Origin of the sequence: Streptomyces capillispiralis (assembly GCF_007829875.1) — a bacterium.
Lineage (GTDB): Bacteria > Actinomycetota > Actinomycetes > Streptomycetales > Streptomycetaceae > Streptomyces > Streptomyces capillispiralis.
In genome coordinates this window covers 2,630,477-2,656,081 of sequence record NZ_VIWV01000001.1, presented here as the reverse complement: position 1 = coordinate 2,656,081, position 25,605 = coordinate 2,630,477, and the positions used below count along the sequence as shown (strand labels likewise).

Below are 25,605 nucleotides of genomic sequence, written 5' to 3'. Positions count from 1 at the left end.
AGGGGTGACCGACCGGAGATGAGCTGAGGAGCAGATGTCCGCCGAGAGCAGCACAGGACCGCGCCACCGCGGCGGCGGGCACCGCCGCAGACCCCGCGACGGGCGGCACAAGGGGCTGAAGGTGCTGGCCTGGACCGCCGCGGGCATCGTCGTCCTGGGCGGCACCGGCGCCGGATACCTGTACTTCGAGCTCAACGGCAACATCGAGAGCGTCGACATCGACCAGGCCCTCGGCACCGACCGGCCCGAGAAGGTGGACAACGGCTCCGAGAACATCCTCGTGCTCGGCTCCGACACCCGCGCCGGCGGCAACGAGGAGCTCGGCGGCGGCGCCGACGACGGCAGCGCCCGCTCCGACACCGCGATGATCGTGCACGTCCACGAGGGCCACAAGAGGGCCGGCGTGGTCTCCATACCGCGCGACACCCTCATCGACCGCCCCGAGTGCACCGACACCGAGGGCGGCACCCACCCCGCAGCGAACGGCGTGATGTTCAACTCCGCCTACTCCACGGGCGGGGCGGCCTGCACGGTGAAGACCGTCGAGTCGATGACCGGCCTGCGCATGGACCACTTCCTGGAGATCGACTTCACCGGCTTCCAGAAGCTCGTCGACGATCTCGGCGGCGTGGAGGTCACCACCACCGAGGACATCAAGGACCCCGACAGCCACCTCGACCTCCCGGCCGGCACCCACCGGCTCGACGGCGAGCAGGCCCTCGGCCTGGTCCGCACCCGGCACGGTGTCGGCGACGGCTCCGACCTCGGCCGCATCCAGCTCCAGCAGGCCTTCGTCAAGGCCCTGCTGCGCCAGGTCGGGGAGGTCGGCGTCTTCACCAGCCCCAAGAAGCTCTACGACCTCGCCGACAGCGCCACCAAGGCGGTCACCACCGACTCCGGCCTGGGCTCGGTGAACGCCCTGATGTCCTTCGCGGGCGGTCTGAAGGGCCTCAGCCCGGCCGGCCTGGACATGGTCACCATGCCGGTCCGGTACGACCCGGCCGACCGCAACCGCGTCCTGCCGCTGACGGACAAGGCCCAGCTGGTCTGGGACGCCTGGAGGGACGACGAGCCGATCCCGGAGAGCGCCACCGAGGACACGGCCGGTGGCGGGGCCAAGGACGTCGTGAGCTCCTGAGGCCACGGGGCACGGGGGCGCGGGGCGCGGGGCGCGGGAATAGTGGAGCGGGCCACCCGGTTTTGGGGGATGGCGCCAGTCCTGGCAGACTGGTACGTCGGCTCCGGTTCACGCTTCCGCATCCCGCGGCGGCGACCCGGCGCCCTCCCGAAACCTAGGAGACACCTTGAAGCGCGACATCCACCCCGAGTACGTCGAGACGCAGGTCAGCTGCACCTGCGGCGCGTCGTTCACCACCCGCAGCACGATCTCGTCCGGTGCCATCCGCGCCGAGGTCTGCTCCGAGTGCCACCCGTTCTACACGGGCAAGCAGAAGATCCTCGACACCGGTGGCCGTGTGGCCCGCTTCGAGGCCCGCTTCGGCAAGGCCGCCGGCTCCAAGAAGTAGCGAGCCCCAATCCGCCGGTCCACGGTCGCGCCCTGCCGGGCGCAGGCCGGGACCGGCGTTTTTGGTCGCCCGCCCCTTCACCCACGTACCAGCAGGAGCCCAAGATGTTCGAGGCCGTCGAGGAACTCGTCGCCGAGCACGCCGACCTGGAGAAGAAGCTCGCCGATCCGTCGGTCCACGCCGACCAGGCGAACGCGCGCAAGCTGAACAAGCGCTACGCCGAGCTCACCCCGATCGTCGCCACGTACCGCTCCTGGAAGCAGACCGGTGACGACGTCGGCACCGCGCGCGAGCTGGCCGCCGACGACCCCGACTTCGTCGCCGAGGTCAAGGAACTGGAGCAGCGGCGCGAGGAGCTCACCGAGAAGCTGCGCCTGCTGCTGGTCCCGCGCGACCCCAGCGACGACAAGGACGTCATCCTCGAGATCAAGGCGGGCGCGGGCGGCGACGAGTCCGCCCTGTTCGCCGGCGACCTGCTGCGCATGTACCTGCGCTACGCCGAGCGCGTCGGCTGGAAGACCGAGATCATCGACGCCACCGAGTCCGAGCTGGGCGGCTACAAGGACGTCCAGGTGGCCGTGAAGGCCCGCGGGCAGACCGAGCCCGGACAGGGCGTGTGGGCGCGGCTGAAGTACGAGGGCGGCGTGCACCGCGTGCAGCGCGTGCCGGCCACCGAGTCGCAGGGCCGCATCCACACCTCCGCGGCGGGTGTCCTGGTGACGCCCGAGGCGGAGGAGGTCGACGTCGAGATCAACCCGAACGACCTGCGCATCGACGTCTACCGGTCCTCCGGCCCCGGCGGTCAGTCCGTCAACACCACCGACTCCGCCGTGCGCATCACGCACATCCCGACCGGAGTCGTCGCCTCCTGCCAGAACGAGAAGAGCCAGCTGCAGAACAAGGAGCAGGCACTGCGTATCCTGCGCTCCAGGCTGCTGGCCGCGGCGCAGGAGGAGGCGGAGAGGGAGGCCGCCGACGCCCGTCGCAGCCAGGTCCGCACCGTCGACCGCTCCGAGAAGATCCGCACGTACAACTTCCCGGAGAACCGCATCTCGGACCACCGCGTCGGCTTCAAGGCGTACAACCTGGACCAGGTCCTGGACGGCGACCTCGCCGCGGTGATCCAGGCCTGCGTCGACGCGGACTCGGCCGCCAAGCTCGCCGCCGCGTAAGTTCCGTACACAGCCCGGAGGATCAGCGTGAACCTGCTGCTCGCCGAGGTGGCCCAGGCCACCCAGCGGCTCGCCGACGCCGGCGTGCCCTCGCCGCGCACCGACGCGGAGGAACTGGCCGCATTCGTGCACGGCGTCAAGCGCGGCGAGCTGCACCACGTCAAGGACTCCGACTTCGACGCCCGGTACTGGGAGGTCATCGCCCGCCGCGAGGCGCGCGAACCGCTCCAGCACATCACCGGGCACGCCTACTTCCGCTACCTGGAACTCCAGGTCGGGCCCGGGGTGTTCGTGCCGCGCCCGGAGACGGAGTCGGTGGTCGAGTGGGCCATAGACGCCGTCCGCGCGATGGACGTCGTGGAGCCCTGCATCGTCGACCTGTGCACCGGTTCGGGCGCCATCGCGCTCGCCCTCGCCCAGGAGGTGCCGCGTTCGCGCGTGTACGCCGTGGAGCTGTCCGAGGACGCCCTGCGGTGGACCCGCAAGAACATGGAGGGGTCACGGGTCGAGCTGCGCCAGGGAGACGCCCTGACGGCCTTCCCGGACCTCGACGGCCAGGTCGACCTGGTCGTCTCCAACCCGCCGTACATCCCGCTCACCGAGTGGGAGTACGTGGCGCCGGAGGCCCGCGACTACGACCCCGACCTGGCGCTGTTCTCCGGCGAGGACGGGCTCGACCTGATCCGCGGCCTGGAGCGCACCGCGCACCGGCTGCTGCGCCCCGGCGGGGTGGTCGTCGTGGAGCACGCCGACACCCAGGGCGGCCAGGTGCCGTGGATCTTCGCCGAGGACCGCGGCTGGACCGACGCCGCCGACCACCCCGATCTGAACAACCGCCCCCGCTTCGCCACCGCCCGCAAGGCGCTGCCGTGAGCACCCCGCATACTTCGACCCCCCAGCAGCACGTGTACGAGGAGGCCCGCCAGATGGCTCGGCGATACGACACCAACGACGCGACCGACCGCGCGACCGGTCTGCGCGAGGCCGCCTCCGCCGTCCGCCGCGGTGAGCTCGTGGTGCTGCCCACCGACACCGTGTACGGCATCGGCGCGGACGCGTTCACCTCGGAGGCCGTCGCCGATCTGCTCGACGCCAAGGGCCGGGGCCGCAACATGCCCACGCCCGTCCTCATCGGCTCCCCGAACACGCTGCACGGCCTGGTCACCGACTTCTCCGAGATGGCCTGGGAACTGGTCGACGCGTTCTGGCCGGGCGCCCTGACGCTCGTCGCCAAGCACCAGCCGTCCCTCCAGTGGGACCTCGGCGACACCCGGGGCACGGTCGCGGTGCGCATGCCGCTGCACCCGGTCGCCATCGAGCTGCTGACCGAGGTCGGCCCGATGGCGGTCTCCTCCGCCAACCTCACCGGCCACCCGGCGCCGGAGAACTGCGACGCCGCGCAGGAGATGCTCGGCGACTCGGTCTCCGTGTACCTCGACGGCGGGCCCACCCCGGGCAACGTGCCCTCCTCCATCGTCGACGTCACGCGGCCCGTGCCCCTGCTGCTGCGCGAGGGGGCGATCTCGCCGGACGAGCTGCGCAAGGTCGTACCCGACCTCGAGGTGGCGAATTGACGGCCCCTGAGGCGGGGCGTGGCATAGGCAACGGGGAATCCAGCGCGGAAGTGACCACCACCTTCGGGTTTCCGCGCGACACCTTCCGCATCCTCCACGTCAGTACCGGAAACGTGTGCCGCTCGCCCATCACCGAGCGGCTGACCCGGCATTTCGTGAGCCAGCGGCTGGGCATCCTGGGCGGCGGCCTGATCGTGGAGAGCGCGGGCACCTGGGGGCACGAGGGCGCGGCCATGGAGGCGCACGCGGAGACGGTGCTGGCGGAGTTCGGCGCGGACACCTCCGGCTTCGTGGGGCGGGAGCTGCTGGACGACCACGTGATCCGCGCGGACCTGGTGCTGACCGCGACCCGGGACCACCGGGCGCAGGTCATCTCCATGGGGCACTCGGCGGGGCTGCGCACGTTCACGCTGAAGGAGTTCACGCGGCTGGTGAACGCGATCGATCCGGCGACGCTGCCTCCGCTGGAGGACGGGCTGGTGATGCGGGCGCGGGCGCTGGTGCGGGCGGCCGCGGCGCTGCGGGGGTGGCTGCTGGCGCCCACGGCCGAGGCGGACGAGGTGTACGACCCGTACGGGGCGCCGTTGACGTTCTTCCGGTCGATCGGGGACGAGATATACGAGGCGCTGGACCCTGTGGTGACGGCGTTGACCGGGGTGGCCGCTCGGGCGTAGGGCGCAGGGCGGGGCGGCCGTCCACAGCGGCGCGCGGTCAGGTGCGGGAACGCGGGCGGGGCGGGCGGGGGCGGCCTACATTGGGCGTACGTCAGTGTCGACGTCCGGGAGCGCATCATGACGGTCAGCCATGCCCTCGAGGCCGATGTCCTGCGGCGGCAGGACCCCCAGCTCGCCGACGTGCTGCTCGGGGAGCGTGAGCGGCAGTCGACCACGCTCCAGCTGATCGCCGCCGAGAACTTCACGTCCCCGGCCGTGCTGGCCGCCCTCGGCTCCCCCCTGGCCAACAAGTACGCCGAGGGTTACCCGGGCAACCGGCACCACGGCGGCTGCGAGATCGCCGACGTCGCCGAGCGCCTCGCCGTGGAGCGGGCCACGGCCCTGTTCGGCGCCGAGCACGCCAATGTGCAGGCGCACTCCGGCTCCTCCGCCGTGCTGGCCGCCTACGCCGCCCTGCTGCGCCCCGGCGACACCGTCCTCGCCCTCGGGCTGCCCTACGGCGGCCACCTCACCCACGGCTCGCCGGCGAACTTCTCCGGCCGCTGGTTCGACTTCGTCGGCTACGGCGTGGACGCCGAGACCGGACTGATCGACCACGACCAGCTGCGCACCCTCGCCCGCACCCACCGCCCCAAGGCGATCGTCTGCGGCTCCATCGCCTATCCCCGCCACCTCGACTACGCCCTCTTCCGCGAGGTCGCCGACGAGGTCGGCGCCTACCTCATCGCGGACGCCGCCCACCCCATCGGCCTGGTCGCCGGGGGAGTGGCGCCCAGTCCGGTGCCGTACGCGGACATCGTGTGCGCGACGACGCACAAGGTGCTGCGGGGGCCGCGCGGCGGGATGATCCTGTGCGGCGCCGAGCTGGCCGAGCGCGTCGACCGCGCGGTGTTCCCGTTCACCCAGGGCGGCGCCCAGATGCACACCATCGCCGCCAAGGCGGTCGCGTTCGGGGAGGCGGCGACCCCGGCGTTCGCCGCGTACGCGCACCAGGTGGTCGCCAACGCGCGCACGCTGGCCGCCGCGCTGGCCGCCGAGGGCCTGGTCGTCACCACCGGCGGCACCGACACCCACCTGATCACCGCCGACCCGGCGCCGCTCGGCGTGGACGGGCGCACCGCCCGCGGCCGGCTCGCGGCGGCCGGTCTGGTGCTGGACTGCTGCGCCCTGCCGCACGCCGACGACCGCGGGCTGCGCCTGGGCACGGCGGCGGTGACGACGCAGGGCATGGGGGCGCGGGAGATGACGTACGTCGCGGGGCTGCTGGCGAGCGTCCTGCGGGGCGGCACCGACACCGCGCGGGCCCGGGAGGACGTACGGGAACTGACCGCCGCGTTCCCGCCGTATCCGCAGTGAAGGCGGCCGGACGGGGGTAGGCGCACCGGATGCACAGCCGCACGTGCAACCATCGTCGCTACCCGGAAGTCCCCACTCGTATGCGCCCCTCGCTAGGGTGTGGGGCTGTGATGGCCAGCGAGACCTGTGGGGAAGCCCGTGCGTGAATACCTCCTGACGCTCTGCATCACGGCCGCGGTGACGTACCTGCTGACAGGGCCGGTGCGGAAGTTCGCGATCGTGGCCGGGGCGATGCCGGAGATCCGGGCACGTGACGTGCACCGGGAACCCACTCCGCGGCTCGGCGGTATCGCGATGTTCTTCGGCCTGTGCGCGGGCCTGCTCGTCGCCGACCACCTCACCAACCTCAGCCAGCTCTTCGAGAAGTCCAACGAGCCCAGGGCGCTGCTCTCCGGGGCGGCGCTGATCTGGCTGATCGGTGTGCTGGACGACAAGTTCGAGATCGACGCGCTGATCAAGCTGGGCGGCCAGATGATCGCGGCCGGCGTGATGGTCATGCAGGGTCTGACGATCCTGTGGCTGCCCATCCCCGGCGTCGGCTCGGTCGCGCTCACCCAGTGGCAGGGCACACTGCTCACGGTGGCGCTGGTCGTCATCACCATCAACGCGGTCAACTTCGTGGACGGCCTGGACGGACTCGCGGCCGGCATGGTGTGCATCGCGGCGACGGCGTTCTTCCTGTACGCCTACCGCATCTGGTACTCGTACGGCATCGAGGCGGCCGCCCCGGCGACGCTGTTCGCGGTGATCCTGATGGGCATGTGCCTGGGCTTCCTGCCGCACAACATGCACCCGGCGCGGATCTTCATGGGCGACTCCGGCTCGATGCTCATCGGCCTGGTGCTCGCGGCCGGCGCCATCTCCGTCACCGGGCAGGTCGACCCGGACGCGCTGAAGCTGTTCGCCGGTTCGGAGAAGGAGGCCGTGCACCAGACGGTGCCGGTCTACATCCCGCTGCTGCTGCCGCTGACCATCATCGCGGTGCCGGCCGCCGACCTGATCCTGGCGATCGTGCGGCGCACCTGGCGCGGCCAGTCGCCGTTCGCGGCGGACCGCGGGCACCTGCACCACCGGCTGCTGGAGATCGGCCACTCGCACAGCCGGGCCGTGCTGATCATGTACTTCTGGTCGGCCCTGATCGCCTTCGGCGCCCTGACGTACTCGGTGAACTCGGCGTCGATGTGGATCGTGCTGAGCGTGGTCATCCTCTCCACGATCGGGCTGGTGCTGCTCCTGCTGCCGCGCTTCACCCCGCGCGCCCCGCGCTGGGCGGAGGCCTTCGTCCCGCCGCGCTACCGCCGCCGGCGCCCCTCCGCGACCGCCCCGGACGCCTCCACCCCCGCCGCTCCCGGGTCCGCCGACGACGAGGGGCCCGCCGACGGCCAGGAGGACGCCGGCGGTCACCGCACCCCGGTCGCCGCCGGGGTCTCCGGTGTCAACGGCGCGACCGCCGTCGGCTCCCGCGCACGTCTGGCCGACCGGTCACGGTCAAGGTAAGAATCCGACTAGAGCATTGCCAAGTCGTGGGGCGACGATGGGTCGGTGTTGGGGGTGCGAAGCGCCCTATACCAGACATTTGGGCCGGGTTCTCGCTCAGACGCGCAGAATCACTCTCATGTGTGACGGCCAGCACACCTGGCAGGTAAAGACTGCATCAAATAGTTTGTGATACCGTTCACGAGAACCCCGGATAGAGCCGACGGACCGCAGTGCGACGGTCCATTGGCGCGAGGAATTCACACTCGGCCCGGGGGTCTACGCTCGTCCATGACGACACCCTGCCCCCTGTGAAAGCGGAGTTGCCGCCATGCCGTCCCATGACGTCCGGATCCTGGCCCAGGCCGCCGTGCCCACGGCTGCCGCCGGCGCTGTTGCCGCCGTCGTCAGCGCGCTGGTCGCCGGTGGCAAGGGTGCGATCGGGGCGCTCGTCGCGACCGTGGTGGTGATCCTCTTCATGGGGATCGGCCTCTACGTACTGCAGCGCACTGCCAAATCGCTTCCGCACCTGTTCCAGGCCATGGGTCTGATGCTGTACGCGGCACAGATCCTGCTGCTGTTCATCTTCGTCGCCGTGTTCCGGGACACGACGTTGTTCCATCCCAAGGCCTTCGCCCTCACGCTCGTCGGCACCACGCTCGTGTGGATCGCCGCACAGACGCGCGCCCACATGAAGTCCAAGATCCTCTACGTCGAACCCGAGTCGACGACGGGCGGCAAGTCCGGAAACTCGGGGCGCCCGTCGTGAAGGGTAGGCCCGGGATAAAGAGGCTGGGGAACTCCTGCTATCGTCCGGTGCCAACTGCGGCATCGCGGGCGCGGGCACTCGAGCTGACGCCTGCTCAATCGCGAGGCGAGATGCCCCCCAGCCGCCCCCACATCCGTAACACCAGTCCCGTGCCGAACCGCGGCCGTGCGCCGCGCCGACACAACGAGGTTGCCGTACCTATGCGCCACGATGAAGGAGCCCGCGGTGAGTGCTGACCCGACGCAGGTGCTCGCCTTCGAGACCGACTGCCACCTCTTCGACGGTTGTGGCTTCCCGGCTCCGGGCCTGCACTCGTTCCTCTTCGAGCCGCTCTGGGGCAACGCAGACGGCAACGGCCTGTACTTCAACAAGCCGATGCTGCTCGCGCTGCTCGGTTCCATCATCGTCGTGGGCTTCTTCTGGGCCGCGTTCGCCAAGCCCAAGCTCGTCCCCGGCAAGCTCCAGATGGTCGCCGAGGCCGGCTACGACTTCGTGCGCACCGGCATCGTGTACCAGACGCTCGGCAAGCGCGAGGGCGAGAAGTACGTCCCGCTCGCCGTCTCCCTGTTCTTCTTCGTCTGGATGATGAACCTCTGGTCGATCATCCCCGTCGCCGCCTTCCCGGTGACGTCGATCATCGCCTACCCGATGGTGCTGGCCCTGATCGTCTACGTCACCTGGGTCACCCTCACGTTCAAGCGTCAGGGCTTCGTCGGCTTCTTCAAGAACGTCACCGGCTACGACAAGTCGCTCGGTGCGGTGCTGCCGCTGTCGATGACCATCGAGTTCTTCTCGAACCTGCTGGTCCGCCCCTTCACGCACGCCGTGCGGCTCTTCGCGAACATGTTCGCCGGCCACACCCTGCTGCTGCTCTTCACGATCGCCAGCTGGTACATGCTCAACGGCATCGGCATCGCCTACTCCGCCGTGTCGTTCGCCATGGTCGTCGTCATGACGCTCTTCGAGCTCTTCATCCAGGCCGTGCAGGCATACGTCTTCGTCCTGCTGACCTGCACGTACATCCAGGGCGCGCTCGCCGAGCACCACTGAGCGCCCCCGGTTTCACCCCCAGTCGTCCGGTGGCCAACCCCCACCGGTCCGTAAAGAGAAGGAAGAACTGGCATGTCCAACCTTGCTGCTGTCACCGGTGACCTCGGTTCCGTCGGTTACGGTCTCGCGGCCATCGGCCCGGGCGTCGGCGTTGGCATCATCTTCGGTAACGGCACCCAGGCCCTGGCCCGTCAGCCCGAGGCCGCCGGCCTGATCCGCGCCAACCAGATCCTGGGCTTCGCCTTCTGTGAGGCGCTCGCCCTGATCGGTCTCGTCATGCCGTTCGTCTACTAAGACGAGCACTGACGACCGACCCTTTCGACGAAAGGCACTGATGTGAACTCCGCCCTGGTTTTCCTGGCGGCTGAGGGTGAGAAGGAGAATCCCCTCATTCCGCCGTGGCCGGAAGTTGTCATCGGCCTCATCGCTTTCGTCATCGTCTTCGGTTTCCTCGCCAAGAAGCTCCTCCCGACCATCAACAAGGTCCTGGAAGAGCGTCGCGAGGCCATCGAGGGCGGTATCGAGAAGGCCGAGGCCGCTCAGACCGAGGCCCAGAGCGTCCTTGAGCAGTACAAGGCTCAGCTCGCCGAAGCCCGGCACGAGGCCGCGCGTCTGCGCCAGGAGGCGCAGGAGCAGGGCGCGACGCTCATCGCCGAGATGCGGGCCGAGGGCCAGCGTCAGCGCGAGGAGATCATCGCCGCCGGTCACGCGCAGATCGAGGCCGACCGCAAGGCCGCCGCGTCCGCGCTGCGCCAGGACGTCGGCCAGATCGCCACCGTCCTGGCCGGCAAGCTCGTCGGCGAGTCCCTCGAGGACCACGCCCGGCAGAGCCGTGTGATCGACCGCTTCCTCGACGAGCTCGACCAGAAGGCCGAGGCCGCGCGATGAACGGAGCGAGCCGCGAGGCCCTGGCAGCCGCACGTGAGCGTCTCGACGCGCTGACGGACTCCACGTCCGTGGACGCGGGCTCGCTCGCCGACGAGCTGGCCGCCGTCACCGCGCTGCTCGACCGCGAGGTGTCGCTGCGTCGGGTCCTCACCGACCCGGCGCAGGCCGGTGAGGCCAAGGCCGACCTGGCCGGGCGCCTGCTCGGCTCGCAGGTCAGCGGCCCGGCCGCCGACCTGGTGTCCGGCATGGTGCGCTCCCGCTGGTCGCAGTCCCGCGACCTGGTGGACGCACTCGAGGAGCTGGCGAACCTCGCCGACCTCACCGCCGCCCAGAAGGCCGGCGCGCTCGACGACGTGGAGGACGAGCTGTTCCGGTTCGGCCGGATCGTCTCCTCGAACACCGAGCTGCGTGCCGCGCTGACCAACCGGAGCGCCACCGCCTCCGCCAAGGGCGAGCTGCTGCGCAGCCTGCTCGGCGGCAGGGCGAACGCGACCACCGAGCGTCTGGTGACGCGTCTTGTGACCGCGCCGCGGGGACGTAGCCTGGAGTCGGGACTGGAGTCCCTGTCCAAGCTCGCCGCCGAGCGCCGGGACCGCGCGGTGGCCGTCGTCACCTCCGCGGTGCCGCTGAGCGACCAGCAGAAGCAGCGCCTGGGCGCAGCCCTCGCGAAGCTCTACGGCCGCCGGATGCACCTCAACCTCGACGTCGACCCCGCGGTCGTCGGCGGGATCCGGGTGCAGGTCGGTGACGAGGTCATCAACGGCTCCATCGCGGACCGTCTGGAAGACGCGAGCCGCCGGCTGGCGAGCTAGCAGCAATTTCATAGGCAGTAGCAGTTACGGCCCTGGTTGGGCCGTTGCAGAGGATTCCTGGGGGTCGCCCCCAGACCCCCCAAGTGAAACTTCGGGCCCAACAAGGAGAGCAGGGAACTCAGATGGCGGAGCTCACGATCCGGCCGGAGGAGATCCGGGACGCGCTGGAGAACTTTGTCCAGTCGTACAAGCCGGACGCGGCCTCGCGCGAGGAGGTCGGTACGGTCACCCTTGCCGGCGACGGCATCGCGAAGGTCGAGGGCCTGCCCTCGGCCATGGCCAACGAGCTGCTGAAGTTCGAGGACGGCACCCTCGGCCTCGCCCTCAACCTCGAGGAGCGCGAGATCGGTGCCATCGTCCTCGGTGAGTTCAGCGGCATCGAGGAGGGCCAGCCGGTCACCCGCACCGGCGAGGTGCTGTCCGTCGCCGTCGGCGAGGGCTACCTCGGCCGCGTGGTCGACCCGCTCGGCAACCCGATCGACGGCCTCGGCGAGATCGAGACCGAGGGCCGCCGCGCCCTCGAACTGCAGGCCCCCACGGTCATGCAGCGCAAGTCGGTGCACGAGCCGATGGAGACGGGCTACAAGGCCGTCGACGCCATGACCCCGATCGGCCGTGGTCAGCGCCAGCTGATCATCGGCGACCGCCAGACCGGCAAGACCGCCCTGGCCGTCGACACGATCATCAACCAGCGTGACAACTGGCGCACCGGCGACCCGAAGAAGCAGGTCCGCTGCATCTACGTCGCCATCGGCCAGAAGGGCTCCACCATCGCGTCGGTCCGCCGCGCGCTGGAGGAGAACGGCGCGCTGGAGTACACGACCATCGTCGCCGCCCCGGCGTCCGACCCGGCCGGCTTCAAGTACCTGGCGCCGTACACCGGTTCGGCCATCGGCCAGCAGTGGATGTACGAGGGCAAGCACGTCCTCATCATCTTCGACGACCTGTCGAAGCAGGCCGACGCCTACCGCGCCGTGTCCCTGCTGCTGCGCCGCCCGCCGGGCCGTGAGGCCTACCCGGGCGACGTCTTCTACCTGCACTCCCGTCTGCTGGAGCGCTGCGCCAAGCTCTCCGACGACATGGGCGCCGGTTCGATGACCGGTCTGCCGATCGTCGAGACCAAGGCCAACGACGTCTCGGCGTTCATCCCGACCAACGTCATCTCCATCACCGACGGCCAGTGCTTCCTGGAGTCGGACCTCTTCAACGCCGGTCAGCGCCCCGCGCTGAACGTCGGTATCTCCGTCTCCCGAGTCGGTGGTTCCGCGCAGCACAAGGCGATGAAGCAGGTCTCCGGCCGTCTGCGCGTGGACCTGGCCCAGTTCCGTGAGCTGGAGGCGTTCGCCGCCTTCGGTTCCGACCTGGACGCCGCGTCGAAGGCGCAGCTGGAGCGCGGTCAGCGCATGGTCGAGCTGCTGAAGCAGGACCAGTACCAGCCGATGTCCACCGAGGACCAGGTCGTCTCCGTCTGGGCCGGCACCACCGGCAAGATGGACGAGGTGCCGGTCGCCGACATCCGCCGCTTCGAGAAGGAGCTGCTGGAGTACCTGCACCGCAAGGAGCAGGGCCTCATGACCTCCATCCGCGAGGGCGGCAAGATGTCCGACGACACCCTTCAGGCCGTGGCCGAGGCGATCGCGGACTTCAAGAAGCAGTTCGAGACGAGCGACGGCAAGCTGCTCGGCGAGGACGCCCCGTCCGCCGCCAAGTGACGTAAGGAAGGGACCTGACTCATGGGAGCTCAGCTCCGGGTCTACAAGCGTCGCATCCGATCCGTCACCGCGACCAAGAAGATCACCAAGGCGATGGAGATGATCGCCGCCTCGCGCGTCGTCAAGGCGCAGCGCAAGGTGGCGGCCTCCACGCCGTACGCGCGGGAGCTCACCCGCGCGGTCACGGCGGTCGGTACCGGTTCGAACACCAAGCACCCGCTGACCACGGAGGCGGACAACCCGACCCGTGCCGCGGTCCTGCTCCTCACGAGCGACCGCGGTCTGGCCGGCGCCTTCAACTCCAACGCCATCAAGGCGGCGGAGCAGCTGACCGAGCGCCTGGAGCGCGAGGGCAAGCAGGTCGAGACGTACATCGTCGGCCGGCGCGGTCTGGCCCACTACAACTTCCGCGAGCGCAAGGTCGCGGAGTCGTTCACGGGCTTCACCGACGAGCCCTCGTACGCGGACGCCAAGAAGGTCGCGGCTCCGCTGATCGAGGCGATCCAGACGGAGACGGCGGACGGCGGCGTGGACGAACTCCACATCGTCTACACCGAGTTCGTGTCGATGATGACGCAGACGGCGGTCGACTCCCGGATGCTTCCGCTGCGCCTCGAAGAGGTCGCGGAGGAGACGTCCACCAAGGGTGAGATCCTGCCGCTGTACGACTTCGAGCCGTCGGCGGAGGACGTCCTCGACGCCCTGCTGCCGCGGTACGTGGAGAGCCGGATCTACAACGCGCTGCTCCAGTCGGCCGCTTCGAAGCACGCCGCCACGCGGCGCGCGATGAAGTCGGCCACCGACAACGCGGGCGAGCTGATCAACACGCTCTCCCGTCTTGCCAACGCGGCCCGCCAGGCCGAAATCACCCAGGAAATCAGCGAGATCGTCGGTGGCGCCAGTGCCCTGGCCGACGCGACCGCGGGGAGTGACAACTAATGACCACCACTGTTGAGACCGCGGCGGCTACGGGCCGCGTCGCCCGGGTCATCGGCCCGGTCGTCGACGTGGAGTTCCCCGTCGACGCGATGCCGGAGATCTACAACGCCCTCCACGTCGAGGTCGCCGACCCGGCCCAGGAGGGTGCGCTCAAGACGCTGACCCTCGAGGTCGCGCAGCACCTCGGTGACGGCCTGGTCCGCACCATCTCCATGCAGCCCACCGACGGTCTGGTCCGCCAGGCCCCGGTGACCGACACGGGCTCCGCCATCTCCGTGCCGGTCGGTGACTTCACCACGGGCAAGGTGTTCAACACCCTCGGTGAGGTGCTGAACGTCGACGAGGAGTACACGGGCGAGCGCTGGCCGATCCACCGCAAGGCGCCGAACTTCGACGAGCTCGAGTCGAAGACCGAGATGTTCGAGACCGGCGTCAAGGTCATCGACCTTCTCACCCCGTACGTCAAGGGTGGAAAGATCGGCCTGTTCGGCGGTGCCGGCGTCGGCAAGACGGTGCTCATCCAGGAGATGATCTACCGCGTCGCCAACAACCACGACGGTGTGTCGGTGTTCGCCGGTGTCGGTGAGCGCACCCGTGAGGGCAACGACCTCATCGACGAGATGAGCGAGTCGGGCGTCATCGACAAGACCGCCCTGGTCTTCGGTCAGATGGACGAGCCCCCGGGCACCCGTCTGCGCGTGGCCCTCGCCGGCCTGACCATGGCGGAGTACTTCCGCGATGTGCAGAAGCAGGACGTGCTGTTCTTCATCGACAACATCTTCCGCTTCACCCAGGCCGGTTCCGAGGTGTCGACCCTGCTCGGCCGCATGCCCTCCGCGGTGGGCTACCAGCCGAACCTGGCCGACGAGATGGGTCTCCTCCAGGAGCGCATCACCTCGACCCGTGGTCACTCGATCACCTCGATGCAGGCGATCTACGTCCCCGCGGACGACCTGACCGACCCGGCCCCGGCCACCACCTTCGCCCACCTCGACGCGACGACGGTGCTGTCCCGTCCGATCTCGGAGAAGGGCATCTACCCGGCCGTGGACCCGCTGGACTCGACGTCCCGGATCCTGGACCCGCGCTACATCGCGCAGGATCACTACAACGCGGCCATGCGCGTGAAGAACATCCTGCAGAAGTACAAGGACCTGCAGGACATCATCGCGATCCTCGGTATCGACGAGCTCGGCGAGGAGGACAAGCTCGTCGTCCACCGTGCCCGTCGCGTGGAGCGCTTCCTGTCCCAGAACACCCACGTCGCCAAGCAGTTCACCGGCGTGGACGGTTCGGACGTGCCGCTGGACGAGTCGATCGCCGCGTTCAACTCGATCTGCGACGGTGAGTACGACCACTTCCCGGAGCAGGCGTTCTTCATGTGCGGTGGCATCGAGGACCTGAAGAAGAACGCGAAGGAGCTGGGCGTCTCCTGAGCATCCGGCTCACCGTGAGCCCCTCGGGGCTCACACCCGAGGGGGCGGGCGCGTCCCGCCCCCTCTCCCACGCCCACTAGACTTGTAACCAACACCCGGCAGACCCGCCGGGTGGTGACCCGAGGAGCCACCTTGGCTGCTGAGCTGCACGTCGCGCTGGTCGCGGCCGACCGAGAGGTCTGGTCCGGCGAGGCCACCCTGGTCGTCGCGCGCACCACGTCCGGCGACATCGGCGTCATGCCCGGTCACCAGCCGCTGCTCGGTGTGCTGGAGTCGGGCCCGGTGACCATCCGTACGCGCGAGGGCGGGACGGTCGTCGCCGCGGTGCACGGCGGTTTCATCTCGTTCGCCGACAACAAGCTGTCGCTGCTGGCCGAGATCGCCGAGCTGTCGGACGAGATCGACGTCCAGAGCGCGGAGCAGGAACTGGCCCGCGCGAAGGCGGAGGACGACACCGAGGCGCAGCGCCGTGCGGATGTCCGTCTGCGGGCGGCGTCCGCGGGACGCTGAGCCCCGCAGGGGTGAGATGACGTCACTCAGCCGCGGCCGGCACCGGAGCGATCCGGAGCCGGCCGCGGCTGAGGCAGATCTGGATGATTTTTCCGTTCCGTTACCTAGGAGACGAGGAGGTCGGTGCCGATGGTCCTCGCTCTGACTGTGTGCGGAATCGTCGTGGTGCTCGTGCTGGTGGGGCTTTTCGTCTTCGGTCTGCGCCGCCGCCTCATCCAGCGTTCCGGCGGGACCTTCGACTGCAGCCTGCGCTGGGACGCGCCCGAGTCGGGCGACTCCCAGGGCAAGGGCTGGGCGTACGGGGTGGCCCGGTACAACGGTGACCGGGTGGAGTGGTTCCGGGTGTTCTCCTACGCCCCCCGCCCGCGCCGTGTCCTGGAGCGGTCCGCGATCGAGGTGGCGGGCCGGCGGGTCCCCGAGGGCGAGGAGGAGCTGGCGCTCCTCACGGACTACGTGGTCCTCGCCTGTCTGCACCGGGGCACGCGTCTGGAGCTCGCGATGAGCGAGGACGCGCTGACCGGTTTCCTCGCGTGGCTGGAGGCGGCCCCGCCCGGACAGAGGGTCAACGTGGCGTGAGCGCGTTCACCCTCCCCCGGACGGATCCGGAGGAGGGTGAAGGAGTGCAGTGGGTCCCGGGTGCTTACCTGAGCCCGCCGTCGATGGCGCTCACCAGTTCACCGTTGCTGGTGTCACCGCTGAACTCCCAGAAGAAGGCGCCGCCGAGCCCCTGGCTCTTGGCCCACGCCATCTTGCTGTTGATGGTGGCCGGGGTGTCGTAGGACCACCAGTTGTTGCCGCAGTGCGCGTACGCCGTGCCGGCGATGGTGCCGTTGGCCGGGCAGGAGTTCTTCAGGACCTTGTAGTCCTCGATGCCCGGCTCGTAGGTGCCCGGGGCGGGTCCGGTCGCCGTGCCGCCGGGGGCGGACTGGGTGACGCCGGTCCAGCCGCGGCCGTAGAAGCCGATGCCGAGCAGCAGCTTGGCGGACGGGACGCCCTTCGACTTCAGCTTGGCGATCGCGTCGGCCGAGTTGAAGCCCGCCTGCGGGATGCCGGGGTACGAGGTGAGCGGCGAGTGCGGGGCCGTCGGGCCGTCCGCGTCGAAGGCGCCGAAGTAGTCGTAGGTCATCACGTTGTACCAGTCGAGGTACTGCGCGGCGCCGCCGTAGTCGGCCGCGTCGATCTTGCCGCCGGAAGAGCCGTCGGCGGTGATGGCCGCGGTGACCAGGTAGTTGGAGCCGAACTCGGCGCGCAGGGCCTGCGAGAGGTTCTTGAAGGCCGCGGGGCCGCTGGTGTCACAGGTCAGACCGCAGGCGTTCGGGTACTCCCAGTCGATGTCGATGCCGTCGAAGACATCGGCCCAGCGCGGGTCCTCCACGACCTGCTTGCAGGACTTGGCGAACGCGGCCGGGTTCTGCGCGGCCTGGCCGAAGCCGCCGGAGTAGGTCCAGCCGCCGAAGGAGTACAGCACCTTGATGTGCGGGTACTTGGCCTTCAGCTGGCGCAGCTGGTTGAAGTTGCCGCGCAGCGGCTGGTCCCAGGTGTCGGCGGTGCCGCTGACGGACTGGTCGGCGGTGTAGGCCTTCTCGTAGGCGGCGAAGGTGTCGTCGACGGTGCACTGACCGTTCTTGACGTTGCCGAACGAGTAGTTGATGTGGGTGATCTTGGCGGCGGAGCCGGAGGTCACCAGGTTCTTGACGTGGTAGTTGCGGCCGTAGACGCCCCACTCGGTGAAGTAGCCGAGCTTGACCTTGTCGCCGGTGGTGGGCGGGGGCTCCTCGGTGCTGCCGGTGGTGCGGACCTTGACCGCGCCGCTGGCCGGGCCGGTCTGGTCGGCGGTGTCGCGGGCCTGCACGGTGTAGGAGTAGTCGGTGCCCTTGGCCAGGCCCGAGTCCGTGTACGAGGTGCCGGTCACGGTGGCGACCCGGGCGCCGTCGCGCAGTACGTCGTAGTTCTTGATGCCCTTGTCGTCGGTGGCCGCCGACCAGGAGAGCCTGACCGACGTGTCGGTGACGTTCGAGGCGGTCGGGGTGCCGGGCGCGGACGGGGCCGCGTCACCGGGGACCGAGGTGCCGTCACAGCTGCCGCCGTTGAGCTTGCAGCCGGTGGGGGAGCCGGTGCCGCTGCCGTTGAAGCCGAAGGAGACCGACGCCCCGGGGGCGAGGGTGCCGTTCCAGCCGTTGTTCTTGGCGGTCCAGTGGTCGCCGGAGCTGGTGACCGTGGCGTCCCAGGCGGAGGTGACCTTGGTGCCCGAGGGGAAGTCCCACTCGACGGTCCAGGTGTTGATGGTCGTGGTGCCGGTGTTCTTCACCGTCCACTTGCCCTCGAAGCCGGAACCCCACTCCTGGGTCTTGGCGTAGGTGGCGGTCGCCGAGGTCGCGGCCTGGGCGGGGCTCGCGAGGCCGACGAGGCCGGCGAAGGGGAGCAGCAGGGTCGCGAACCCTGCCGCGGCTCTGTGTCTGAAGCGCATGCTGCGCCTCCTCTGGTGATTGCGCCGCTGGGCGCACCCGAGTGTTGTTGCGAGCATGACTGAGCCATCACACGCGCAGTGCCGCGAGGATAGAAAGGTCTGGACCACAGGTCAATAGGTCTGGACCACTGTGGGGTGCTTCTGTCAGATCCCCCATTCCTGCGCCAGCACCGCCGCCTGCACCCGGCTGCGCAGCTCCAGCTTCCCCAGCAGCCGGCTGACGTGCGTCTTCACCGTGGCCTCGGCCATGTCGAGCCGGGCCGCGATGTCGGCGTTGGACAGCCCCTCCCCGAGACAGGACAGCACCTCGCGCTCGCGCCGGGTGAGGGAGTCCAGCACCGCCGGATCGGCCGTCGTCCGGCGGGCGGGCTTCGCGGCGAACTCCGCGATCAGCCGCCGGGTGACGGCCGGGGCGACGATGCCCTCCCCGCGCGCCACCGTGCGCACCGCCGTGACGAGATCCCGCGCCTCCGTGTTCTTCAGCAGAAACCCGGCGGCACCGGCCCGCAGCGCCCCGAACACGTACTCGTCGAGGTCGAAGGTGGTCAGCACCAGCACGTCGGCGAGCCCCTCCGCCACCACCCGCCGGGTCGCCGACACCCCGTCCAGGCGGGGCATCTGCACGTCCATCAGCACCAGGTCGGGGCGCAGCTCACGGGCGAGCGCCACCGCCTGTTCGCCGTCCGCCGCCTCACCGACGACCTCGATGTCGGGGGCGCTGCGCAGGATGAGGACCAGTCCCGCACGGACGGCGGACTGGTCCTCGGCGACCAGGACGCGGATCATACGTCGTCTCCCAGGGTGATGTCGGTGACGGGCAGCAGGGCGCGCACCACCCACAGCTTGCCGTCCGGGCCGCTCTCCGGTCCGGCCTCGAACGTCCCGTGCAGCAGCGCGGCACGCTCCCGCATGCCGACGAGTCCGGCACCGGAGCCCGGTGCGCGCGGGGCGTCCCGGCCGTCGTAGGGGCTGCTCACCCGGAGGGTGAGGGCGTCGTCCAGGCGGCGCAGCCACACGGTGACCTTCCCCCGCCCGGCGTGCTTCAGCGCGTTCGTCAGCGACTCCTGCACCATCCTGTACGCGGCGAGTTCGACCGGCGCGGGGACGGAGTCGTAGGCGGCGTCGAGGGTGACGTCGAGGCCATTGGCGCGGGCGCCCTCGACCAGGGCGCCCAGGCTGTCGAGCGTGGGGGTCGCGGCGGGCTCCAGGTCGTCGGCCCCGTCGCGGAGGATGCCGATGAGCCGCCGCATCTCGGACAGTCCCTGGACGCTGTTCTCCCGGATCACGGTGAGCGCCTCCCTGGACGTCGCGGGGTCGTCCAGGGAGAGCGCGGCCGTGGAGTGGATGGCGATCGCGGAGAGGTGGTTGGCGACCATGTCGTGCAACTCCCGCGCCATCCGCGCGCGTTCCGCCGTCACCGCCTGGACGCGGTCCATCTCGGCGAGGAGCGCGGTCTGTTCGGCGCGCAGCCGGGCCGTCTCGGCGGCCTCGCGGTGGTTGCGCACGATGAGGCCGGTCGACGCGGGGCCGAACGAGACGACCCCGACCGCCACCCCGATCAGCAGCGCCTCCGGCACCCGCCACACGGCGTACGGCACCAGCGCCGCGGCGATGCTGAGCAGACCGGTGATCCGGGGGATGCGGCGGGCCGTGGCGGGTGTGCCGTACACGACGGCGGCGTACGTCAGGTCGGTGTACATCAGGATGGTGGCGAGGCTGCCCTGGGTGACGGTGTCCGCGATCAGGGCGAGGGTGCCGGTCAGCAGGGCCGTGCGCGGGGCGGTCCGGCGCAGCAGCTCGCAGCCGGCCGTCACCAGGAGCGGGACGAGGAGCGGCCAGCGGCCCTCGAAGAGCACGATCGGTTCGTCGGCCGGCCGGGTGCCCAGCCCGATGCCCCACAGCAGCAGTCCGCCGACCAGCCCGGTGAGGGCCAGCCACAGGTCGAAGCGGTGCGGACGCGGGAGTCGTACGGCCATGGGCCCATCCAACACGCTGCGCCCGGGCGCCGCCTGATGCCGGCGGAGGGTCCTGGACTGCATCCTTCGATGTACCGCGGATTCGTCGGCGGCGACGACGCGCCGGGCCGCTGCGGACGGGAGCCTGAAAGGGTGACCGAGAGGAGCCAACCGTGATCGTCGCCCTGATCGCCGCCTGTGAGATCGGCTTCTGGGTGCTGCTGGCCGCCGGACTGGCCTGCCGCTACCTGCTGAGAATGCCGCGCACCGGCCTGGCGCTGCTGCTGTGCGAGCCGCTGCTGGAGGTCGTCCTGCTGGTCGCCACCGCACTGGACCTGAAGAACGGCGCCGAGCCGAACTGGACGCACGGACTGGCCGCGCTCTACATCGGCTACACCGTGGGCCACGGCCACCGCACGGTGAAGTGGCTCGACGGGCACGCCGCGCACCGGCTGGGCGGCGCGCCGAAGCCGCAGGGCCCGCCGCGCTACGGCATGCCCCGCGCCCGCCACGAGACCCGGATCTGGCTGGGCACGCTGACGGGCGCCGCCGTGGCGACCGTGCTGCTCCAGCTCGCCATCTGGTACGTCGACGACCCGGGCCGCAGCACCTCCCTGGAGGCCTGGCGCTACACGGCCTGGCGGGCGGCCGGCATCCACGGCCTGGTGGCCCTGGCCTACTGGATCTGGCCCAAGAAGGCCCCGGCGGGAGGGTCCGGGGACCGCCCCGCCGAGGCGAAGGAGGACGCCCGCCGCTGAGCGCGGGTCAGCGTTCGCCGCCCGGGACCCACAGCACGTCCCCGGTCTCCTTGTTCGCGATGCGGGCCAGGATGAACAGGAGGTCGGAGAGGCGGTTGAGGTAGGTGGCGGTGAGGGGGTTCATGGTCTCGCCATGGGCCTCCAGCGCCGCCCAGGTGGAGCGCTCGGCCCGCCTCACGACCGTGCAGGCCTGGTGCAGCAGGGCCGCGCCCGGCGTCCCGCCCGGCAGGATGAAGGAGCGGAGCTTGTCCAGCCGCTCGTTGAAGCGGTCGCAGTCCGCCTCCAGCCGGTCGACGTAGAACTGCTCGACCCGCAGCGGCGGGTACTCGGGGTTCTCCGCCACCGGTGTCGACAGGTCCGCGCCCACGTCGAACAGGTCGTTCTGCACGCGGGTGAGGACCTGGACGACCTCGTGCTCCAGGCCGCCCAGCGCGATCGCCGTGCCGATCACCGCGTTCGCCTCGTTGGCGTCCGCGTAGGCGGAGATCCGCAGGTCGGTCTTGGGCACCCGGCTCATGTCGCCGAGGTGGGTGGTGCCCTTGTCGCCGGTGCGGGTGTAGATGCGCGTCAGGTTGACCATGGCACCAGCCTAGTTACGGCCCGGCCGTGCGGAAGACACGTGTGCCCACGGTCACGGCGAGCACCGTGAGACCGACGGCGACCAGGGCGCCGTACAGCATGTGGGCCGTCGCGTACGCGCCGACGTAGGCGTCCCGCACCGCGTCCACCAGGTAGCGGAACGGCATCAGGTGCGACAGCACGTCCAGCCAGGCGGGGCCCAGGGTCATCGGGAGCATCAGGCCCGACAGCAGCATCGACGGCATCGTCAGGGCGTTGACCGTGGGCCCGAACCCCTGCGGGGTGTCGATCCGCATCGCGAGCGCGTACGACAGAGCGGCCAGGGAGACGGTCAGCAGGGCGACGAAGGCGAAGCCGATCAGCACGCCGGCCAGGGGTGCCCGCAACCCCATCACCAGCGCCGCCAGCACCAGCAGCACCGCCTGGAAGAGGAAGACGGTGGCGTCGCGCAGCACCCGGCCCAGCAGCAGGGCGAGACGGCTGACGGGGGTGACGCGCATCCGCTCGACCACGCCGTGGCCCTTCTCGATGATGATCGAGAAGCCGGCGAACGAGGCTCCGAACAGCCCGAGTTGCAGCAGCAGTCCCGGGACCAGCAGCTGCCAGGAGCTGCCCGGCCCGCCGAGCGGCAGACCGGTCAGCAGCGGGCCGAAGAACAGCAGGTACAGCAGTGGCATCAGCACGCCGAAGAGCAGCGCGAAGCGGGAGCGCAGGGACTGGCGGAGGTAGCGCCCGTAGATGAGCGCGGTGTCGTGGAGCAGCATGGGGTGTCGGTGTCCTATACGGCTACGGGGGCGGCGTCGGCCGGGGCGGCGCTGCGGCCGGTGATGGCGAGGAAGGTGTCCTGGAGCGTGGCGTCGAGCGAGCCGCCGTACTCCAGCTTCAGGGCACTGGGCGTGCCCTCGGCGGCGACCACGCCGCGGTCGACGACGACCAGCCGGTCCGCGAGGGCGTCCGCCTCGTCGAGGTAGTGGGTGGTCAGGAACACGGTGGTGCCGTGCTCGTCGCGCAGCCGGCGCACCAGGTCCCACAGATCGGCGCGGCTGCGGGGATCGAGACCGGTCGTCGGCTCGTCCAGGAACAGCACCTTCGGGCGGTGGGTGAGCGCCATCGCGATGTCCAGGCGGCGGCGCTGCCCGCCGGACAGCGCCGCGCACGTGCGGTCGAGCAGCTCGGTGAGGTCGAGGTCGCGGGCGAGTTCCTCGGCGCGCCCGGCCGCCCGCTCCTTGGTGAGCCGGTACAGACGGCCCTGGGTGACCAGCTCCTCCCGCACCGTGATGTGCGGGTCCACCCCGCCGGACTGCGCCACGTAGCCGCAGGCCCGGCGGACCCCGGCCGGATCGGTGGCCAGGTCGTGGCCGGCGACCGTGGCCGCGCCGCCGGTGGGGGCGAGCAGGGTGGTGAGCATGCGCAGGGTGGTGGTCTTGCCGGCCCCGTTGGGCCCGAGGAAGCCGAGGATCTCGCCCTCGCGGACGGTCAGGTCGATGCCGCGCACCGCTTCGACCGGGCCGTTCCTCGTCTGGAAGGTACGGGCCAGTCCGGCCGTACTGATGAGTGCCATGCCCCCAGAAAAACAGAGTAACCCCAATTTTGCAATGACCCCAAAGTTTGCGGGAGTCCAACGATCATGCGGCCGACCTACGATGAGGGACATGGCAGAGGGGCTCAGGGAGCGGAAGAAGCGCGAGACCAGGCAGCGGATCTCGGACATCGCCACCGGACTGTTCCTGGAGTACGGCTTCGTGACGGTGACCGTCGCCGAGGTGGCGGAGGCCGCCGACGTCTCCGTGAACACCGTCTACAACTACTTCCCGACCAAGGAGGACCTCTTCTTCGACCGCAGCCAGGGCGTCGTCGACCGGCTCTCGCGCTGGGTGCGCGGACGGGGCGCCGGGGAGTCCGCGGCCGAGGCCGTGCTGCGGGAACTGCGCGAGGAGGTCGAGGCGGTGTCCCCCCGGATCGGCCTGATGGAGGGGTACGACCGCTTCATGCGGGTCATCGACGACGCGCCGCCCCTGCGCTCCCGGCTCTGGGCCATCCAGCAGGAGGTCCAGGACAACCTGGAGCGCACCCTGCGCGAGGAGACCGGCGCGTCGGACGACGACCCCCTGCCCACCCTGATCGCCGGTCAGCTCAACTGGGTCCACCAGACGGTGATGGGCACCATCGGACGCGCCATGGTCGCCGGCCGCGACCGCAACGAGGTGTCCCGCGAGACCCTGGTCCTGCTGGACGAGATGGAGGGTCTGTTGAGCCCCAAGGTGCTCAAGTACGCCGTCCGTGGCGCGGAATGACCCTCCGCCGTGTGATGTCCGTCATGTGAGACGTGACGCGCGTTACTTACCGGTCACACGGCGCCCGGCGAACGCTAATGTCCGCTTCTGGAGAACAAGACAGCGCGTATCAGGGGAGTCGTACAGTGGCACGCAAGCTCGCCGTCATCGGGGCCGGTCTCATGGGATCCGGTATCGCCCAGGTCTCCGCTCAGGCGGGCTGGGACGTCGTCCTGCGTGACGTCACCGACGAGGCGCTCACGCGCGGCACCGACGGCATCAAGGCCTCGTACGACAAGTTCGTCGCCAAGGGGAAGCTGGAGGCGCACGACGCCGACGCCGCCCTGGCCCGGATCACCACCACCACCGACCTGGACGCCTGCGCGGACGCCGACGTCGTGGTCGAGGCGGTGTTCGAGAAGCTCGAGGTCAAGCACGAGATCTTCCGCGCGCTCGACAAGCTCGTGCGGGAGGACGCCGTCCTCGCCTCCAACACCTCCGCCATCCCGATCACCAAGATCGCGGCCGTGACGGAGCGCCCGGAGCGGGTCGTCGGCACCCACTTCTTCTCGCCCGTCCCCATGATGCAGCTGTGCGAGCTGGTCCGCGGCTACAAGACCAGCGATGAAACCCTCGCCAGGGCGCGGGAGTTCGCCGAGTCGGTCGGCAAGACCTGCATCGTCGTCAACCGCGACGTCGCCGGCTTCGTCACCACCCGCCTCATCTGCGCCCTCGTCGTCGAGGCCGCCAAGCTGTACGAGTCGGGCGTGGCGAGCGCCGAGGACATCGACCTGGCCTGCAAGCTGGGCTTCGGCCACGCGATGGGACCGCTGGCCACCGCCGACCTGACCGGCGTGGACATCCTGCTGCACGCCACGGGCAACATCTACACCGAGTCCCAGGACGAGAAGTTCGCGGCTCCCGAGCTGATGCGCCGGATGGTTGACGCCGGTGACATCGGCCGCAAGAGCGGGCAGGGCTTCTACGAGCACTGAGACCGCTCCCACCCCGGCGCGCATCACACGCCGGGGTGAATTCGGTATCGGTTCGCTTACAAGGAGCAACCTCGGCCACCGCCATGGAGTCAGAGGTTGCATCACCGGCATTCACGAACGCGGAGCACGAGACGCACGCACGGGGAGCGCATATGCACATCAGGGGCGACCACGTCGAGCTGGTCGTCGGGGGCCGCCTCGACGTCCGCAGCGCGGCGGACGCCCGTACGGTCCTGCACTCGGCCGTCGACGACGGAGTCGGCGACCTGGTGCTGGACCTGTCCGAACTGGACTCCTGGGACGCCACCGGACTCGGCGTGATCATGGGGGCCCACCGACGGGCCGGCCGGTGCGGCCGGCGGCTGGTGCTGCGCGACGTGCCGCCGCAGATGCAGCGCCTGTTGGTGGCCACCAGGCTGCACCGCATCCTGGCCATCGAGGGGGGCATCGGGGTGGACACACTGCCCCGCGTGTGACGCCGTACGGGTACGCGACGGACGACCGGCACGACCCGGACCGACCTCGGCGAACCGTGCGACGCGCACAATCCTCACGAGACTGTGACGTCTCGGACCGCGCGGTACCCCGGCCTGTCGTAGATACTGAGCGAAGGTTTAGGGTTCGGCTGCCCGCTGCCTTGCAACCCTCGAGCGGGCCCGGACCAGAAGCGACAGCGCGGTGTGC

At 70.2% G+C, this 25,605-nt stretch carries 28 protein-coding genes; 22 read left to right on the top strand and 6 right to left on the bottom strand.

What is annotated here, in order from left to right; all coding sequences use genetic code 11:
• Positions 1–34: 34 nt before the first annotated feature.
• The 18 genes from FHX78_RS10795 to FHX78_RS10710 all read left to right on the top strand — a co-directional run bounded on the left by FHX78_RS10795 (position 35) and on the right by FHX78_RS10710 (position 16,470).
• The gene (locus tag FHX78_RS10795; protein ID WP_145867233.1) at positions 35–1,138 is read left to right on the top strand and encodes an LCP family protein; all 1,104 of its coding nucleotides are present in this window, start codon (positions 35–37) and stop codon (positions 1,136–1,138) included.
• Positions 1,139–1,304: 166 nt separating this feature from the next.
• Complete coding sequence (rpmE, locus tag FHX78_RS10790; protein ID WP_145867232.1) at positions 1,305–1,526, top strand: 50S ribosomal protein L31; 222 nt, start codon at positions 1,305–1,307, stop codon at positions 1,524–1,526.
• 104 nt (positions 1,527–1,630) lie between these two features.
• Positions 1,631–2,698: a peptide chain release factor 1 gene (gene prfA / locus FHX78_RS10785; RefSeq protein ID WP_145867231.1), complete on the top strand. Its 1,068-nt coding sequence runs from the start codon at positions 1,631–1,633 to the stop codon at positions 2,696–2,698.
• Positions 2,699–2,725: 27 nt separating this feature from the next.
• A complete protein-coding gene (gene prmC, locus FHX78_RS10780) occupies positions 2,726–3,571 on the top strand; it encodes a peptide chain release factor N(5)-glutamine methyltransferase (RefSeq protein WP_145867230.1) in 846 nt (281 codons plus the stop codon).
• A 53-nt stretch (positions 3,572–3,624) separates the two neighbouring features.
• Entirely contained in the window at positions 3,625–4,272 is a 648-nt protein-coding gene (locus tag FHX78_RS10775; RefSeq protein WP_145867229.1) for an L-threonylcarbamoyladenylate synthase, read from the top strand.
• The gene (locus tag FHX78_RS10770) at positions 4,269–4,946 is read left to right on the top strand and encodes an arsenate reductase/protein-tyrosine-phosphatase family protein (protein WP_145867228.1); all 678 of its coding nucleotides are present in this window, start codon (positions 4,269–4,271) and stop codon (positions 4,944–4,946) included. The genes FHX78_RS10775 and FHX78_RS10770 overlap by 4 nt, the downstream gene beginning before the upstream one ends.
• Before the next feature lie 117 nt (positions 4,947–5,063).
• Entirely contained in the window at positions 5,064–6,302 is a 1,239-nt protein-coding gene (locus FHX78_RS10765; protein WP_145867227.1) for a serine hydroxymethyltransferase, read from the top strand.
• Between the two features lie 138 nt (positions 6,303–6,440).
• On the top strand, positions 6,441–7,799 hold the full coding sequence (locus FHX78_RS10760; RefSeq protein WP_145867226.1) for an MraY family glycosyltransferase: 1,359 nt from the start codon (positions 6,441–6,443) through the stop codon (positions 7,797–7,799).
• A gap of 310 nt (positions 7,800–8,109) precedes the next feature.
• The gene (locus FHX78_RS10755) at positions 8,110–8,547 is read left to right on the top strand and encodes a Cg1360 family ATP-synthase-associated protein (protein ID WP_145867225.1); all 438 of its coding nucleotides are present in this window, start codon (positions 8,110–8,112) and stop codon (positions 8,545–8,547) included.
• Between the two features lie 210 nt (positions 8,548–8,757).
• The gene (gene atpB / locus FHX78_RS10750; protein ID WP_167531736.1) at positions 8,758–9,597 is read left to right on the top strand and encodes a F0F1 ATP synthase subunit A; all 840 of its coding nucleotides are present in this window, start codon (positions 8,758–8,760) and stop codon (positions 9,595–9,597) included.
• A gap of 72 nt (positions 9,598–9,669) precedes the next feature.
• A complete protein-coding gene (atpE, locus tag FHX78_RS10745; RefSeq protein ID WP_004925497.1) occupies positions 9,670–9,891 on the top strand; it encodes an ATP synthase F0 subunit C in 222 nt (73 codons plus the stop codon).
• A gap of 42 nt (positions 9,892–9,933) precedes the next feature.
• On the top strand, positions 9,934–10,485 hold the full coding sequence (locus FHX78_RS10740; RefSeq protein ID WP_189908531.1) for a F0F1 ATP synthase subunit B: 552 nt from the start codon (positions 9,934–9,936) through the stop codon (positions 10,483–10,485).
• Positions 10,482–11,297, top strand: coding sequence for a F0F1 ATP synthase subunit delta (locus tag FHX78_RS10735; RefSeq protein ID WP_145867223.1), 816 nt, complete (start codon positions 10,482–10,484; stop codon positions 11,295–11,297). Before FHX78_RS10740 ends, FHX78_RS10735 begins: the two co-directional genes overlap by 4 nt.
• Positions 11,298–11,419: 122 nt before the next feature.
• The gene (gene atpA, locus FHX78_RS10730) at positions 11,420–13,009 is read left to right on the top strand and encodes a F0F1 ATP synthase subunit alpha (protein WP_145867222.1); all 1,590 of its coding nucleotides are present in this window, start codon (positions 11,420–11,422) and stop codon (positions 13,007–13,009) included.
• A gap of 21 nt (positions 13,010–13,030) precedes the next feature.
• Positions 13,031–13,948, top strand: coding sequence for a F0F1 ATP synthase subunit gamma (locus tag FHX78_RS10725; RefSeq protein ID WP_145867221.1), 918 nt, complete (start codon positions 13,031–13,033; stop codon positions 13,946–13,948).
• Positions 13,948–15,384 carry a F0F1 ATP synthase subunit beta gene (gene atpD, locus FHX78_RS10720; protein ID WP_145867220.1) on the top strand — a complete coding sequence of 479 codons (1,437 nt, stop codon included), beginning with the start codon at positions 13,948–13,950 and terminating at the stop codon, positions 15,382–15,384. The genes FHX78_RS10725 and atpD overlap by 1 nt, the downstream gene beginning before the upstream one ends.
• Before the next feature lie 132 nt (positions 15,385–15,516).
• A complete protein-coding gene (locus FHX78_RS10715) occupies positions 15,517–15,894 on the top strand; it encodes a F0F1 ATP synthase subunit epsilon (RefSeq protein ID WP_145867219.1) in 378 nt (125 codons plus the stop codon).
• Between the two features lie 129 nt (positions 15,895–16,023).
• On the top strand, positions 16,024–16,470 hold the full coding sequence (locus FHX78_RS10710; protein WP_145867218.1) for a DUF2550 domain-containing protein: 447 nt from the start codon (positions 16,024–16,026) through the stop codon (positions 16,468–16,470).
• Between the two features lie 64 nt (positions 16,471–16,534).
• Here FHX78_RS10710 and FHX78_RS10705 read toward each other — a convergent pair whose 3' ends face one another.
• From FHX78_RS10705 to FHX78_RS10695, 3 genes are all read right to left on the bottom strand, one after another.
• Positions 16,535–18,361: a glycoside hydrolase family 18 chitinase gene (locus FHX78_RS10705; protein WP_145867217.1), complete on the bottom strand. Its 1,827-nt coding sequence runs from the start codon at positions 18,359–18,361 to the stop codon at positions 16,535–16,537.
• 144 nt (positions 18,362–18,505) lie between these two features.
• The gene (locus FHX78_RS10700) at positions 18,506–19,147 is read right to left on the bottom strand and encodes a response regulator (RefSeq protein ID WP_145867216.1); all 642 of its coding nucleotides are present in this window, start codon (positions 19,145–19,147) and stop codon (positions 18,506–18,508) included.
• Entirely contained in the window at positions 19,144–20,337 is a 1,194-nt protein-coding gene (locus FHX78_RS10695; RefSeq protein WP_145867215.1) for a sensor histidine kinase, read from the bottom strand. Before FHX78_RS10695 ends, FHX78_RS10700 begins: the two co-directional genes overlap by 4 nt.
• 152 nt (positions 20,338–20,489) lie before the next feature.
• Between FHX78_RS10695 and FHX78_RS10690 the strand changes: the two genes are divergently transcribed.
• Positions 20,490–21,074 (top strand): hypothetical protein, encoded by a 585-nt coding sequence (locus FHX78_RS10690; RefSeq protein ID WP_145867214.1) that lies wholly within the window; start codon positions 20,490–20,492, stop codon positions 21,072–21,074.
• A 7-nt stretch (positions 21,075–21,081) separates the two neighbouring features.
• Here the strand turns inward: FHX78_RS10690 and FHX78_RS10685 are convergent, their stop codons facing one another.
• Genes FHX78_RS10685 through FHX78_RS10675 form a run of 3 tightly spaced genes read right to left on the bottom strand, consistent with a single transcriptional unit; the run spans position 21,082 to position 23,214 of the window.
• A complete protein-coding gene (locus FHX78_RS10685; protein WP_145867213.1) occupies positions 21,082–21,654 on the bottom strand; it encodes a cob(I)yrinic acid a,c-diamide adenosyltransferase in 573 nt (190 codons plus the stop codon).
• A gap of 13 nt (positions 21,655–21,667) precedes the next feature.
• Positions 21,668–22,417: an ABC transporter permease gene (locus FHX78_RS10680; protein WP_145867212.1), complete on the bottom strand. Its 750-nt coding sequence runs from the start codon at positions 22,415–22,417 to the stop codon at positions 21,668–21,670.
• A 14-nt stretch (positions 22,418–22,431) separates the two neighbouring features.
• Positions 22,432–23,214, bottom strand: coding sequence for an ABC transporter ATP-binding protein (locus tag FHX78_RS10675; RefSeq protein WP_145867211.1), 783 nt, complete (start codon positions 23,212–23,214; stop codon positions 22,432–22,434).
• Between the two features lie 91 nt (positions 23,215–23,305).
• Here FHX78_RS10675 and FHX78_RS10670 point away from each other — a divergent pair, with 91 nt between their 5' ends.
• From FHX78_RS10670 to FHX78_RS10660, 3 genes are all read left to right on the top strand, one after another.
• Positions 23,306–23,947, top strand: coding sequence for a TetR/AcrR family transcriptional regulator (locus tag FHX78_RS10670; protein ID WP_145867210.1), 642 nt, complete (start codon positions 23,306–23,308; stop codon positions 23,945–23,947).
• Between the two features lie 125 nt (positions 23,948–24,072).
• The gene (locus FHX78_RS10665; RefSeq protein WP_145867209.1) at positions 24,073–24,921 is read left to right on the top strand and encodes a 3-hydroxyacyl-CoA dehydrogenase family protein; all 849 of its coding nucleotides are present in this window, start codon (positions 24,073–24,075) and stop codon (positions 24,919–24,921) included.
• A gap of 152 nt (positions 24,922–25,073) precedes the next feature.
• On the top strand, positions 25,074–25,397 hold the full coding sequence (locus FHX78_RS10660) for an STAS domain-containing protein (RefSeq protein ID WP_145867208.1): 324 nt from the start codon (positions 25,074–25,076) through the stop codon (positions 25,395–25,397).
• Positions 25,398–25,605: the final 208 nt, after the last annotated feature.